This is a genomic window from Sphingomonas caeni, assembly GCF_026013415.1.
GTDB lineage: Bacteria > Pseudomonadota > Alphaproteobacteria > Sphingomonadales > Sphingomonadaceae > Sphingomonas > Sphingomonas caeni.
In genome coordinates, this window is the sequence record NZ_JAPDOK010000010.1 from 20,422 (window position 1) to 33,852 (window position 13,431).

A 13,431-nucleotide genomic window follows, 5' to 3' on the forward strand; every position below is an offset into this window, starting at 1 on the left:
CTCCCTGATCCACCGGGGAGGGTAATTCCCCGCAACCCGCATTAATAGCGCTGCGATGAGCAACCGAAAGCGCGGCCGCCCGCCCCATGCGGACATCCTCACCCCCGCCGAATGGCGCGTGGTCGAGGCGGTGCGCCACGGCATGACCAACCCCGAGATCGCCCGCCGCCTCGGGCACAGCAACGACGCGGTCAAATATCATCTCGCCAATGCGATGGCGAAACTCGGCTTCACCCGCCGCGCCGAGATCCGCGACTGGACCGGGATCAGCGCCGCCAGCCCCTTGCACGGAAAGGAACCCGATATGAGCGAAGCCCTTGCCCTCGGCCCGATCGGCCAGATCGCGCGCAGCGTCGCGGAGATCGGCGCCGCGACCGCATTCTACCGCGACATTCTCGGCCTCCCCTTCCTCTACGCCTTCGGCAACCTCGCCTTTTTCGATTGCGGCGGCACGAGGCTGTTCCTCTCCGAAGGCGATGGCGGCCCCGCCGAATCGATCCTCTATTTCCGCGTGCCGAACATCCACGCCGCCCACGCCCAGCTGATCGAACGCGGCGCCACCTTCGTCGATGCCCCGCACATGATCCACCGCCACACCGACGGCACCGAGGAGTGGATGGCGTTCTTCAACGACAATGAAGGCCGCCCGCTGGCGATCATGGCGCAGGTGCGCACCCCATGACCGTCATCCCGGCGAAAGCCGGGACCCAGAGCCAAGCAGGGCATCGTTCGCGACTCTGGGTCACGGCTTTCGCCGGGATGACGGTTGCAGGTTTTTCCCTTAAGCCACTCGCGTGGCCGCCAAATCCCATCCCCGCCTGACCCTGGTCGCCTGCATCCTCGCGTCGAGCCTCGCTTTCATCGACGGTTCGGTCACCAATGTCGCCCTGCCCGCGATCGGCAAGGACCTCCACGCTACCCCCGCCGAGCTGCAATGGACGATCAACGCCTATCTGCTTCCGCTCTCGGCATTGCTGCTGATCGGCGGCGCGGCGGGAGATCATTTCGGGCGGCGCAAGCTGCTTGTCGCGGGCATCGGGCTCTTCACTTTGGCCTCGGTCGCCTGCGCCCTGGCGGGCGACCTCGCCCTGCTCCTCGCCGCCCGCGCGGTGCAGGGCGTGGGCGCGGCGATCCTGCTGCCCAACAGCCTCGCCGCGCTCGGCCACGCCTTTACTGGCGAAGAGCGCGGCAAGGCGATCGGCACCTGGGCCGGGGTCGGCGCGATTGCCGGCGCAGTGGGGCCACCCCTGGGGGGCTGGCTGGTCGATGCGGTCGGCTGGCGCGCGATCTTCTATGTCAACGTCCCCATCGCTCTCGCCGCGATGGGGATCGCGCTCCTCTATGTCGAGGAAAGCGCGGAGGGCGAGCTCCCGCTCGATCTTCCCGGCGCCGCCACTGCGACGCTCGCGCTGGGCGCGATCACCTGGGCGCTGACGCTGTGGTCGAGCCACCACGATATCGACGCCACCGCCGGGGTCGGCCTCGCGGCGGGGATCGCCTGCACCGCGCTGTTCCTGTGGATCGAACGCCGGCGCGGCAGCCGCGCGATGATGCCCATCGCGATGTTCGGCTCGCGCGCCTTTACCGGGCTCACCCTGCTCACCTTCCTCCTCTACGGCGCGCTGGGCGGGGTGCTGCTCCTGCTCCCCTATGTGCTGATCCAGGCGGGGGGTTACACCGCACTCCAGGCGGGGCTCGCCCTGCTGCCGATGCCGCTCGGCATGGGGCTGGCCTCGCGCGTGATGGGACACCTGACGGCGAAGGTCGGCCCGCGCTGGCCACTGACCGGCGGCGCGTTCGTGGTCGGCATCGGCTTCGCGCTGTTCCTGCTCGTCACCGATGGCGCACCCTATTGGAGCTCGGTCTTCCCCGGGGCACTGGTGATCGCGGTCGGCATGTCGAGCGTCGCCGCGCCGCTGACCACCGCTGTGCTCGCCTCGGTCGACGACAGCCATGCCGGCACCGCCTCGGGCTTCAACAGCGCGATCGCGCGCGCGGGCGGGCTGATCGCCACGGCCATTGCCGGCGCGGTGATCGCCACTGCGGGAAGCGGCCTGATCCAGGCCTTCCATGGCGCCGCGCTCACCGGCGCCGCAATGGCCCTGCTGTCGAGCGCCACCGCATTCTTCACGCTCGCCGGCGCGCCGAAAGGCAAGGCTGATTGAGCGAGCGCAGGCAAGGACGATGGCTTGGCTGGGCGTTCGCGGCGCTCGCACTTGGCGGCCTCTTCTTTGCCGTGCTCCACTTTGGCGACCTTTCGCGCTTCGCGGAACTGGCACGCCGCGCCCAGCCGCTATGGCTGGTTGCGGCCCTTTGCCTTCAGGCGAGCACCTATGTCTGCATCGCGCGGGGATGGCAGGTGATCCTGCGTCACGCCCAGGCCCCGCAGCCGCTGGGCCGTCTGCTCCCGGTCGCGATCCTCAAATTGTTCGTCGATCAGCTGGTCCCCACCGCCGGCATCGGCGGAAACGTCCTGCTTGCGGAACGCCTGACTCGCCTCGGCGCGCCGCGCCCGGCCGCGATGGGGGCGGTGCTGGTCTCCATGATCGGCTATTATCTGGCCTATGCCGCGATGGCGCTGGCCACGCTCGCGCTGCTCTGGATCGATCATCGCATGACCCCGGCGCTGCTCGGGCTGATCTCGCTGGTCCTTCTCTTCCTGCTGGCCGTCACCTCGCTGGTGCTCTGGCTGCATCGCCACGGCAAGCGCGCGCTTCCGGGCGGGGCGCTTCGGATAACGCCGTTGCGCAGGCTGTTCGAGATTCTCGGCGAAACGCCCCGCGAACTGCTCCGTGACCGCCCGCTCATCGCCCGCGTATCGATGTACAACGCACTGATCTTCGTCGCCGATGCCGCCACGCTGGCCCTTTGCCTCGCCGCGCTCGGCGAACCGTTTTGGCCGGTGGCGGCGTTCGCCGCGTTCATGGTGGCGACGATCGTGGCGACCCTGGGGCCCATTCCGATGGGGCTCGGCACATTCGAAGCGGCATCGACCGCAACGCTCCACGCGCTCGGCGTTCCGCTCGAAGCCGCGTTCGCCGCGACCCTGCTCCTGCGCGGGATGAGCCTTTGGCTGCCGATGTTGCCCGGCCTGGTGCTCGCGCGGAAAACGCAGCCCTAGCCGGCGCGCGCCGCCGCGGCGATGATCGGCACGAACTTCTCCGCGGTCAGGCTCGCCCCGCCGACCAGCGCGCCATCGACATTCTCGGTCCCCAGGATCGCCGCCGCGTTCGCCCCGGTCACCGATCCGCCGTACAGGATGCGGATCCCGTCCGCCGCATCGCCCACCATCTGGCGCAGCTTGGCCCGGGCGATCGCGTGGATCGCGGCGATATCCTCCAGCGTCGGGGTCTTGCCCGTGCCGATCGCCCAGCGCGGCTCATAAGCGAGCGTCAGCCACTCGCCCGAAGCGCCATCGGGCAGTGATTTCTCGATCTGCGACTGGACGATGCGTTCGGCGCGGCCCGCATCGCGCTCGGCCTCGGTCTCGCCGCAGCACAGTATGACGCCCAGCCCGTTGCGGCGCCCCGCCGCCGCCTTGGCCCAGGCGTCGTGGCTGGTCTCATGCTGGTCGCCGCGCCGCTCGCTATGCCCGACGATCACCACGCTCGCGCCGGCTTCGACCAGCATCGGGCCCGAGATGCAGCCGGTATGCGCGCCCCTGTCATTCTCGTGCAGGTCCTGCGCCCCCACCGGCATCGCCCCCGCGACGCCCGCCCCCGCCTCGATCAGCGTGAAGGGCAGGCACAGCGTCACATCGACGCCCGGATGCGCCGCCGCAGCCTCGGCGATCGCCGCCACTTGGGGCAAATCGGCCTTGAGCCCGTGCATCTTCCAGTTGCCGGCCACCAGCTTGCGGCGCATTCGGTATCTCCCGTGACAATGTCCCGCCGATAGCAACCCCACGCCGTCGCACAAGCTTGAAGGCGGTGAAGACCCGCCCTAAAGCACGCCACAACTTCCTCTTTCGAACGGCCCTCCATGCTCGACGCATTCCGCAATTTCACCAAGTCGCTCTTCGGCAAGATCGTCGTGCTCATCGTGCTGGGGGTGATCGCGATCGCCTTCGCGGCGGGCGACGTCACCGGCCTGCGTGGCAGCGGCGCGGGCAAATCGGCGACGCTCGCCACGGTGGGCGACTACACGATCACCGAGGCCGAGGTCACGACGCGCCTCCAGGACCTGCTGCGCCAGCAGAACAATGGCGGCGGCCCGCAGATGACGATGGAGAATCTGCTCCAGCGCGGCGGCTTCGAATATGTGATGAACGAGCTGCTCGCGGTCCATGCGGTCGAGGAGTTCGCCAAGCAGAACGGCATGATCGTCGATCAGGCGATGATCGATTCGGACATCGCCAACAACCCGCGCTTCATCGGCATCGACGGCAAGTTCGATCAGAAGCGCTTCGACGCCGAGCTGCAGCAGACCAACCGCTCGGCCCGCCAGTGGCGCGACGATATCGCGACCGAGCGCTATATCCGCTGGCTGCTGCCCAACCCGCAGATCCGTACGCCGGTCGCCGACGGGCTCGCCGCCCCCTATGCCTCGCTGATCCTCGAGCGCCGCACCGGCCTCGTCACGCTGATCCGCCCGCAGGACATGGACGCCGGCGCCGAGCCCGACGACAAGATGCTGACCGCCTTCTACACGCGCAACAAGGCCCGCTATCAGATCCCGCCGCGCCGGATCATGCGCTACGCGATCGTCCACCCGGACCAGTTCAAGGCGCAGTCGGCCGCGACCGATGCCGAGATCCAGCAGGCCTTCGCGGCTTCGGGCGGGCGCTATGCCGCGACCGAGAAGCGCACCGTGCGTCAGATCGTCCTTCCCGATCAGGCGGCAGCCAACGCCGTCGCCGCCGAACTGCGCGGCGGCAAGTCGGCCGAGGCCGCCGCCAAGGGCCGCGGGCTCGAAGCGACCAATTTCGACGGCGTCGAAAAGGCCAAGCTCTCCGCCCAGACCTCGCCCGCGATCGCCGATGCGGCGTTCGGCGTGACCGCGGCCGGCGTGGTCGGCCCGGTCAAGACCCCGCTCGGCTGGGCGGTGCTCAAGGTCGAATCGATCCAGAAGATCGCCGCCAGGACGCTCGATCAGGTCCGCAGCGAACTCGCCGACGAGATTTCCCAGCGCAAGACCGCGCAGGCGATGGTCACGCTGCGCCAGGCGCTCGAGGACGATATCGGCAATGGCGGCACCTTCGACGAGGTGACGGCCAAGGGCAAGCTGACCGTCCAGCGCACCCCGGCGCTGACCGCCGAGGGCATCGATCCCGATCATCCGCCCCAGGGCAAGGACGCCAAGCCCGATGCGACGCTCGCGATGCTTGCCGCCGCCGGCTTCCAGTTCGATCCCGACAGCCAGGAGCCGCTGCTGATCCCGACCGACAAGGACGGCAGCTTCGCGGTGATCATCCTCGACAAGGCGATCGCCGCGACCCCGCGCCCGCTCGAAAGCATCCGCCCGCAGGTGCTCGCCGACTATCGGCTCGACCAGCAGCTGTTCAAGGCCCGCAAGGCTGCGCAGGACCTGCGCGCCGAGATCAACAAGGGCACGCCGATGCGCGAGGCGCTGGCCAAGCTCGGCATCCGCGCGCTTCCGCCCAAGGAGTTCAGCCTGGTCCGCGGCGACCTGAAGCCCACCGATGCCGCGCAGGTGCGCATGGCCTTCTCGATGGCGCCGCACAGCGCCAAGTTCGTCGAGGGCGCCAGCCGCGAGGGCTATTATGTCGTCTATGTCGACACGGTCCAGGATACCGACGGCAAGGGCAATGCCGCCGCGATGGAGCGTGCGCGCGCCGAATTCCTGCCCGGCGTGCGCCAGGAGCTGGCCGAGCAGTTCGTCGAGGCGATCAAGCGCCATGTCGTCGTGAAGCGCAACGAAGCCAATATCACCGCCCTGCGCGCCCGTCTGGGCCGCTCGGGCGCGGCCAGCCAGTAAGCGCGGGCAGGTGATCGAAGGGCTGGAGGCCGCCCGCGCGGCGCTGGCTGCGGGGCGGCCGGCCTTGCTATGGCGCCGCCAGCTCGCCGATACCGAGACGCCCGTTGCGGCGGCGCTCAAGCTGATCGAGCCGGGCCGTGGCGATTTCCTGCTGGAGTCGGTCGAGGGCGGATCGGTCCGCGGCCGGCACAGCCTGATCGGCCTCGCCCCCGATCTCGTCTTCCGCGCGACCGATGGCGCGGCGGCGATCAACCCGCACTGGCTCACCGACCGGACCGCCTTCGCGGCCTGTGGCGCGCCGGCGCTCGATGCGCTCCGGACTCTCGTCGCCGAGTGCCGCATGGAGGTGCCCCCCGAGCTCCCGCGCGCGCTCGCCTGCCTCGTCGGCTATTTCAGCTACGAGACGGTCGGGCTCGTCGAAAAGCTCCCGCGCCCTCCCGCCAACCCGATCGGCGTCCCCGACATGATGTTCGTGCGCCCCACGGTGGTGCTGATCTTCGATCGCCTCGCGGACAGTTTGTTCCTCGTCGCCCCCGTCTGGCCCGGCGGCGATGTGGACGCGGCAGCCGAACGGATCGACGCCACCGCCGCGCGCCTCGCCACCGCCGCGCTCCCCGCCCCGGTCCGCGCCGATCCGGCGCCGGTCGCGCTCGAACCGGTGCTGCCCCCCGGCAGCTATGCCGGGATGGTCGCCAAGGCCAAGGCCTATATCGAGGCGGGCGACATCTTCCAGGTCGTCCTCGCCCAGCGCTTCACCGTCCCGTTCGCCCTGCCGCCATTCGAGCTCTACCGCGCGCTCCGCCGGGTGAATCCCTCGCCCTTCCTCTATCATCTCGACCTGCCCGACTTCACCCTCACCGGATCGAGCCCCGAGATCCTCGTCCGCGCGCGCGACGGCGAGGTGACGATCCGCCCGATCGCCGGCACCCGCCCCCGTGGACGTACCGCCGCCGAGGACGAGGCCAACCGCGCCTCGCTGCTCGCCGATCCCAAGGAATGCGCCGAGCATCTCATGCTGCTCGATCTCGGCCGCAACGATGTCGGCCGGGTGGCGGAGGCGGGCAGCGTGCGCGTGACCGACAGCTACACGGTCGAATTCTACAGCCATGTCATGCACATCGTCTCGAACGTCGTCGGGGCGCTCGGCAAGGGCAAGGACGCGCTCGACGCGCTGTTCGCGGGCTTCCCCGCGGGCACCGTCAGCGGCGCCCCCAAGGTCCGCGCGTGCGAGATCATCGCCGAATTGGAGCCCGAGACGCGCGGCGCCTATGCCGGCGGCGTCGGCTATTTCTCGCCCGACGGATCGATGGATTCATGCATCGTGCTGCGCACCGCGCTGGTGAAGGACGGAATCATGCACGTCCAGGCCGGCGCCGGCATCGTCGCGGACTCGGACCCGGCCTATGAACAGCGCGAATGCGAGGCGAAGGCTGGCGCCCTCCTGGCCGCCGCCCGCGAGGCGATCGCCCAGGCAGGCGAGGCGGGCTTCGGGCAGTAATCTCCTTCTCCCGGAGGGAGAGGGATAATTATCCAAATCGATACCCGCTCACCGCCCAGCCGAGCACATGATCGGCATAGTCGCGCACCGCCGGCCCCTCCCCGCCCGCGCCGAGCGCGACCATCAGCGGAAGGAGATGCTCTTCCCGCGGATGGGCGAAACGGGCGTGGGGGAGCCGGTCCCAGGCCGCAACCCGCTCCGCCCGGCGCGCCGGATCCGGATCGATGACGGCGTCCGTCAGTGCAGCGTCCCATTCATCGGCCGGACCGGTCGCCTGGCTCCCTCGCACGCGCAGATTGTGGAAGCTCATGCCGCTGCCGACGATCAGCACGCCCTCCTCCCTCAGCGGCGCCAGCGCCCGTCCGATCGCGATATGCGCCGCCGGATCGAGGTCCTTGCGCAGCGACAGCTGGACGAGCGGGATGTCCGCCCCCGGCACCGCGACCATCATCGGAATGAACACGCCATGATCCCAGCCGCGCTCGCGCTCGACGCCCACCGGGAAGCCCGCGCCCTCGATCAGCGCCTTGGCCCGCATCGCCACCGCCGGTGCGCCCGGCGCGTCCCAGCGCAACCGATAGGTGTGCTCGGGGAAGCCGTTATAATCGAACAGCAAGGGATGCCCGTCGCCCGCATGGACGGTCACCTGCTCCTCCTCCCAATGGCCGGAGATCAGCAGGATCGCGCGGGGCCGCTCGGGCAGGCTGTCGATCAGCCCGGCGAGATAGGTCTGCATTGGCCGCCACATCGGATCGGGCGGCCCGCCGTCCGGATCCATGAAGAAGCAGGGGCCGCCGCCATGGGGCACGAAGAGTGTGGGAAGTGTCATGCCGCGAATGTCGGCCCGGCGCCCGGTACAGACAATGCCCGTTTCGGAAACGGCGCGTTTCCCGCTAAACCCGCTCCATGACTCGCTTCACCGTCAACAAGCACCCGGTCGAGTACAAGATGGACCCGCGCACCCCCTTGCTCTGGGCGCTGCGGGACGCTTCGAACCTCACCGGCACCAAATATGGCTGCGGCACCGGCGATTGCGGCGCCTGCACCGTCGACATCGATGGCGAAGCGGTGCTCGCCTGCCAGGTGACGATCGCGGGGATCGAGGGAAGCTTCGTCACCACGATCGAGGGGCTGGCCGAGGATCGCGGCCATCCGATCCAGCAGGCGCTGATCGCGGGCAATGTGCCCCAGTGCGGCTATTGCGTGCCCGGTATCGTCATGGCCGCCTCGGTGCTGCTGCGCGCCAACCGCAATCCCGGCGAGGACGATATCAAGGCGGCGATACCGAACATCTGCCGCTGCGGCATCTATCCCCGGCTGATCGAGGCGGTGCAGCACGCCGCCCGCATCGCCCGCGGCGACGACCCCTCGCCGGGCCCGGACGATGCCGAGGCCGCCGGGAACCAAAGCAGCGGCAATTAACTTAGCTTTCAATTAGCTGACAGGCGAATTCAGAAACGGCTCATGGACCTTTCCCTAAACGTCAAAAGCATAAGAAAACCGGCGACGTGCCGGGCAAGCCGGAGACAGTGTAATGTTTAAACCCATGATCGCGGCGCTCATCGCCGCCACTGCGCTGGTTCCGCCAGCGCTCGCGCAGGACCGCCACGGGCGTGGCGGCGATCGCGGCTCGCGTTCGGAATCGGCGGGTGACAATCGCGGCGATCGCGGCGGTTGGCGGCAGCGTAACAATGATTCGGGCGAAGCGCCGCGCAGCAACTGGCGCGAGTCGCAGCCGCAGCAGGTCCAGGTCCCCCAGCAGGTGCAGCAGGCTCCGCAGCCCCAGCAGCAGCAGTTCCGCGGCGACCGCGGCAATCGCGGCCAGTGGGGCGGCAACCAGCAGGGCCAGGGCCAGCGCTGGAACGGCGGCAACCAGGGTCAGCAACAGCAGGCCCGGCAGCAGCCGGCGCCGCAGCCGCAGTTCCGCGGCAATCGCGGTGACCGCGGCCAGTGGGGCCAGCAGGGCGATGGTCAGCAGTTCCGCGGCAATCGCGGCCAGTGGAACGGCAACACCGGCGTCGTCCCCCCGCAGCAGCGCCAGCAGGGCAATCGCGACGGCAATTGGCGCGACAACAACCGCCGCGACGGAAATTGGCGCGGCGACAACGGCTATCGCGGCAACGACAATTGGCGCGGCAACGATAGCAACCGCCGCTGGTCGCGCGAATGGCGGGGCGACAACCGCTACAATTGGCGCGACCGCCGGGCGCACGACCGCAACCGCTATCGCCTGCCCCGCTATTATGCGCCGCGCGGCTATGGCTATGGCTATAACCGCTTCTCGATCGGCATCACGATCGGTTCGCTGCTCTTCTCGCAGCAATATTGGATCGAGGACCCGTTCTACTACAACCTGCCGCCGGCCTATGGCCCGTATCGCTGGGTGCGCTATTACAATGACGCGCTGCTCGTCGATATCCGCACCGGCATGGTGGTCGATGTCGAATATGATATCTTCTGGTAAGGCGACGGCCTGACCCGAGGAGGCACGGGAGGCCCGGAGCGCAAGCTCCGGGCCTCTTGCCATTCTTGAGCGGGGAGGCAATTTGCACGGCATGAAGCTCTTCTCCCGCAAGACCGATCCCACTGCCGAGCGCGCACGCCGGAGCAAGGCGATCACCGCGCGCCTCGAGGCCAATCCGGGCGTCCGCCGCGCCCCGCCCGCCGGCGCGCAAATCTATCTGTTCGAAAATTATCTGACGCCCGAGGATTGCGGCATCCTCATGAGGCTGATCGACAGCAACCGCCGCCCCTCGACCCTGCTCGCCGAGACCGCCGACAAGGAGTTCCGCACCAGCGAGAGCTGCGATCTCGACCGCTGGGACCCCGATGTCCGCCGCATCGACGAACGGATCGCCGCGCTGCTCGGCCTCGATCCGGAATATGGCGAGACGATGCAGGGCCAGCGCTATGGCCCCGGCCAGCAGTTCAAGGCGCATTATGACTGGTTCCACGATACCGAGGAATATTGGGATGCGATGATGGAATCGGGCGGCCAGCGCACCTGGACCGCGATGATCTATCTCAACCAGGTCGAGGAAGGCGGCGCCACCTGGTTCCCCACCGCGGGCATCCGCATCGCCCCCAAGCCCGGCCTGATGCTGCTGTGGAACAATATGGAGCCCGACGGCACGCCCAACCGGCAGACCCTCCACGAGGGCATGCGCGTGATGAAGGGCACCAAATACGTCATCACCAAATGGTTTCGCGAAAGCCATTGGCTCAAGACCGACTTCAAGAGCTATTGACGGCTTTCACGTCATCCGGGCTTGCCGCTCCCAACACCGTTCGTCCTGAGTAGCGATCGAGTAGCCCGCAGGGCGTAGCGAGAGCGCGTATCGAAGGACATCGCTTGGCGAGACGGGTGCTTCGATACGAGCCCTCGATACGGTGCTGCGCACCTACTCGGTCTCTACTCAGCACGAACGGTGGGGGTTTGAGGCCGTTGCCGCGGAACGGTCAGCCCCCTAGGGTCCCCCCGGTGACTTCCCTCCTCAACATCCAGCGATCGATCACCGGCCAGGCGTGGCGCTGGCGCGGGCTGGCGGCGGATGCGCGCGATCCGGGCTTCGCGCCCGACGATCTGGTGACGCAGCTGCTGCTCGCCCGCGGCTGCCCGCGCGACGAACTCGAGGCGCATCGCGCGCCCAGCATCCGCGCCTTCATGCCCGATCCGTCGATCTTCAACGATATGGACAAGGCCGCCGAGCGGCTCGCCGACGCGGTGCAGGCGGGCGAACAGGTCGCGATCTTCGGCGATTATGACGTCGATGGCGCCACCTCCGCCGCTTTGCTGATCCTGCTGCTGCGCGATCTCGGGCTCGAGGCGCGGCCCTATATCCCCGATCGGCTGATGGAGGGCTATGGCCCCTCAGGCGAGGCTTTGGTCAAGCTCAAGGCCGAGGGCGCGAGCCTGATCGTCACCGTCGATTGCGGCGCGCAGGCGTTCGAGGCGCTCGCGATGGCGCAGGGCGTGGGGGCGGAGGTGATCGTGGTCGATCACCACAAATGCGCCTCGGAACTCCCCGTCGCGCTGGCGCTGGTCAACCCGAACCGGCTCGACGAGACCGCGGGCGCCGCGCACGGCCATCTGGCGGCGGTCGGCGTCGCCTGGCTGCTCGGCGCCGCGCTGATCCGCACGCTGCGCACGCGCGGCTGGTTCGAGAACCGCCCCGAACCGCGCCTGCTCGACCTGCTCGATATCGTCGCGCTCGGCACCGTCGCCGATGTGGCGAGCCTGAAGGGCCTCAACCGGGCCTTCGTCGCGCAGGGACTGAAGGTCATGGCCCAGCGGCGCAACATCGGCCTCAACGCGCTGATCGAGGCCTCGCGCCTCACCCGCGCGCCGGTCTGCTCCGATCTCGGCTTCGCGCTGGGGCCCCGGATCAACGCGGGCGGGCGCGTCGGCCGGTCGGATCTGGGCGTCCGCCTGCTCACCACCCGCGACCCCGACGAGGCGCGCGCGATCGCCGCCGAGCTCAACACGCTCAACGAGGAACGCCGCGCGATCGAGGCCGAGGTCCAGCGCACCGCCGAGGAGCTGAGCCTGACCCAGGGCAACCGCGCGGTCGCGATCGTCCATGCCCACGGCTGGCACGCGGGCGTGATCGGCATCGTCGCGGGCCGACTCAAGGAAAAGCTCGGCCGCCCCGCCATCGTCATCGCGCTCGACGAGGCCGGGATCGGCAAGGGGTCGGGCCGCTCGATCCCGGGCGTCGATCTCGGCGCCGCCGTGCTCGCCGCCAAGGATGCCGGGCTGCTCCATGCGGGCGGCGGGCACGCCATGGCCTGCGGCGTCACCATCGCCGAGGACAGGCTCGATGCCTTTGCCGATTTCCTCGAGGAGCGGCTCTCCGAAAAGGTCACCGCCGCGATGGGCGACCGCGCGCTGCTCTTCGACGCGGTCGTCGCGCCCGGGGGCGTCAACCCGGCGCTGGTCGAGGCGATGGAGGAAGGCGGCCCCTATGGCATGGGCTGGCCCGCCCCGCGCATCGCCGCCGGGCCGGTGACGGTCATCAAGGCGGATATCGTCGGCACCAACCATGTCCGCGCGATCGTCGCGGGCGATGACGGGCGCAGCATCAAGGCGGTCGCCTTCCGCGCCGCCGAGACCGAGCTGGGCCAGGCGCTGCTCTCCGCCCCGCGCCACCGCAAGCTCTGGCTCGCCGGCCGCGCCAGGATCGACGATTGGGGCAGCCGTCCCGCCGCCGAACTCCATATCGACGACGCCGCCTGGTGCGATTGAGGAGGAACTCATGTACAGTCACACCACGCTCGGCACCGCCGACCTCGACCGCGCCCGCGCCTTCTACGAGCCGGTCATGGCCGCGCTTGGCATCGCCCAGCCCTTCCAGCTCCCCGGCAGCATCGTGTTCGGCGAGCTGATCGGCCCCAAGCTCTTCATCCTCAAGCCCTTCGACGGCGCCCCCGCGACCGTGGGCAACGGCACCCATATCGCCCTGCTCGCCCCCAACCGCGCCGCGGTCGATGCCTTCCACGCCGCCGCGTTGGCGAACGGCGGCACCGATGACGGCCCGCCGGGCCCGCGCCCGCACTATCACGCCAATTATTACGGCGCCTATGTCCGCGATCCCGACGGCAACAAGCTCCAGGCGGTGTGCCACAGCGGCAAGGCTGAAAAGGGGGCCTGAACCGCCTTGACCCGCCGCACGCCTTTCCCTAGGGGGCGGCTCCACGCTCCGGCATGGCCCCTTCGTCTAGCGGTTAGGACGCGGCCCTTTCACGGCTGAAACACGGGTTCGATTCCCGTAGGGGTCACCACCGACTCGAAAACATCGCGGGGCGATGTTTTCGGCGAGTGGTGACGGCGGCGAACAGCTGCCTCCCTCAGCTCCCGAACCCTCCTGATTGCTGCCTGCGAACGCTTCGTCGCACAAACGCCACGCCTGCGGCTTTCCCTAATACCCAATGGCACCCCGCGTTAATCAAAGCGGAGCAAGATCGCGAGCGTGAGACGTTCGGATCAACGCGCCCCG

12 protein-coding genes and 1 tRNA gene are annotated in these 13,431 nt (G+C 68.9%); 11 read left to right on the top strand and 2 right to left on the bottom strand.

Annotated elements, in window-relative coordinates; genetic code table 11:
• The first annotated feature begins 55 nt into the window (after nucleotides 1–55).
• The 3 genes from OF829_RS18630 to OF829_RS18640 all read left to right on the top strand — a co-directional run bounded on the left by OF829_RS18630 (nucleotide 56) and on the right by OF829_RS18640 (nucleotide 3,121).
• A complete protein-coding gene (locus OF829_RS18630) occupies nucleotides 56–682 on the top strand; it encodes a LuxR C-terminal-related transcriptional regulator (protein ID WP_264941684.1) in 627 nt (208 codons plus the stop codon).
• 112 nt (nucleotides 683–794) lie between these two features.
• Nucleotides 795–2,165, top strand: a complete 1,371-nt coding sequence (locus tag OF829_RS18635) for an MFS transporter (protein ID WP_264941685.1) — start codon at nucleotides 795–797, stop codon at nucleotides 2,163–2,165.
• Nucleotides 2,162–3,121 (top strand): lysylphosphatidylglycerol synthase transmembrane domain-containing protein, encoded by a 960-nt coding sequence (locus OF829_RS18640; RefSeq protein ID WP_264941686.1) that lies wholly within the window; start codon nucleotides 2,162–2,164, stop codon nucleotides 3,119–3,121. The genes OF829_RS18635 and OF829_RS18640 overlap by 4 nt, the downstream gene beginning before the upstream one ends.
• Here the strand turns inward: OF829_RS18640 and tpiA are convergent.
• The gene (tpiA, locus tag OF829_RS18645; RefSeq protein ID WP_264941687.1) at nucleotides 3,118–3,864 is read right to left on the bottom strand and encodes a triose-phosphate isomerase; all 747 of its coding nucleotides are present in this window, start codon (nucleotides 3,862–3,864) and stop codon (nucleotides 3,118–3,120) included. The two genes, OF829_RS18640 and tpiA, sit on opposite strands and share 4 nt — an antisense overlap.
• Nucleotides 3,865–3,981: 117 nt before the next feature.
• Here tpiA and OF829_RS18650 point away from each other — a divergent pair, with 117 nt between their 5' ends.
• On the top strand, nucleotides 3,982–5,937 hold the full coding sequence (locus OF829_RS18650) for a peptidylprolyl isomerase (protein ID WP_264941688.1): 1,956 nt from the start codon (nucleotides 3,982–3,984) through the stop codon (nucleotides 5,935–5,937).
• Between the two features lie 13 nt (nucleotides 5,938–5,950).
• Nucleotides 5,951–7,435, top strand: a complete 1,485-nt coding sequence (gene trpE, locus OF829_RS18655; RefSeq protein WP_264941774.1) for an anthranilate synthase component I — start codon at nucleotides 5,951–5,953, stop codon at nucleotides 7,433–7,435.
• Between the two features lie 28 nt (nucleotides 7,436–7,463).
• Here trpE and OF829_RS18660 read toward each other — a convergent pair whose 3' ends face one another.
• Complete coding sequence (locus OF829_RS18660; RefSeq protein ID WP_264941689.1) at nucleotides 7,464–8,264, bottom strand: DODA-type extradiol aromatic ring-opening family dioxygenase; 801 nt, start codon at nucleotides 8,262–8,264, stop codon at nucleotides 7,464–7,466.
• Between the two features lie 77 nt (nucleotides 8,265–8,341).
• Here OF829_RS18660 and OF829_RS18665 point away from each other — a divergent pair, with 77 nt between their 5' ends.
• From OF829_RS18665 to OF829_RS18690, 6 genes are all read left to right on the top strand, one after another.
• A complete protein-coding gene (locus OF829_RS18665) occupies nucleotides 8,342–8,857 on the top strand; it encodes a (2Fe-2S)-binding protein (protein ID WP_264941690.1) in 516 nt (171 codons plus the stop codon).
• 112 nt (nucleotides 8,858–8,969) lie between these two features.
• Nucleotides 8,970–9,899, top strand: a complete 930-nt coding sequence (locus OF829_RS18670) for an RcnB family protein (protein WP_264941691.1) — start codon at nucleotides 8,970–8,972, stop codon at nucleotides 9,897–9,899.
• 91 nt (nucleotides 9,900–9,990) lie between these two features.
• Entirely contained in the window at nucleotides 9,991–10,683 is a 693-nt protein-coding gene (locus tag OF829_RS18675) for a 2OG-Fe(II) oxygenase (protein WP_264941692.1), read from the top strand.
• A gap of 233 nt (nucleotides 10,684–10,916) precedes the next feature.
• Nucleotides 10,917–12,680 (top strand): single-stranded-DNA-specific exonuclease RecJ, encoded by a 1,764-nt coding sequence (recJ, locus tag OF829_RS18680; RefSeq protein ID WP_264941693.1) that lies wholly within the window; start codon nucleotides 10,917–10,919, stop codon nucleotides 12,678–12,680.
• Between the two features lie 10 nt (nucleotides 12,681–12,690).
• Nucleotides 12,691–13,086 carry a VOC family protein gene (locus OF829_RS18685; protein WP_264941694.1) on the top strand — a complete coding sequence of 132 codons (396 nt, stop codon included), beginning with the start codon at nucleotides 12,691–12,693 and terminating at the stop codon, nucleotides 13,084–13,086.
• Between the two features lie 55 nt (nucleotides 13,087–13,141).
• A tRNA-Glu gene (locus tag OF829_RS18690) sits at nucleotides 13,142–13,216 on the top strand.
• Nucleotides 13,217–13,431 lie beyond the last annotated feature (215 nt).

Excerpts from the sequence above, each read along its gene's own strand:
- OF829_RS18630 (WP_264941684.1), top strand. The coding sequence starts at position 56 with ATGAGCAACCGAAAGCGCGGCCGCCCGCCCCATGCGGACATCCTCACC.
- tpiA (WP_264941687.1), bottom strand. The coding sequence starts at position 3,864 with ATGCGCCGCAAGCTGGTGGCCGGCAACTGGAAGATGCACGGGCTCAAG.
- OF829_RS18650 (WP_264941688.1), top strand. The coding sequence starts at position 3,982 with ATGCTCGACGCATTCCGCAATTTCACCAAGTCGCTCTTCGGCAAGATC.
- OF829_RS18660 (WP_264941689.1), bottom strand. The coding sequence starts at position 8,264 with ATGACACTTCCCACACTCTTCGTGCCCCATGGCGGCGGCCCCTGCTTC.
- OF829_RS18665 (WP_264941690.1), top strand. The coding sequence starts at position 8,342 with ATGACTCGCTTCACCGTCAACAAGCACCCGGTCGAGTACAAGATGGAC.
- OF829_RS18670 (WP_264941691.1), top strand. The coding sequence starts at position 8,970 with ATGTTTAAACCCATGATCGCGGCGCTCATCGCCGCCACTGCGCTGGTT.
- OF829_RS18675 (WP_264941692.1), top strand. The coding sequence starts at position 9,991 with ATGAAGCTCTTCTCCCGCAAGACCGATCCCACTGCCGAGCGCGCACGC.
- OF829_RS18685 (WP_264941694.1), top strand. The coding sequence starts at position 12,691 with ATGTACAGTCACACCACGCTCGGCACCGCCGACCTCGACCGCGCCCGC.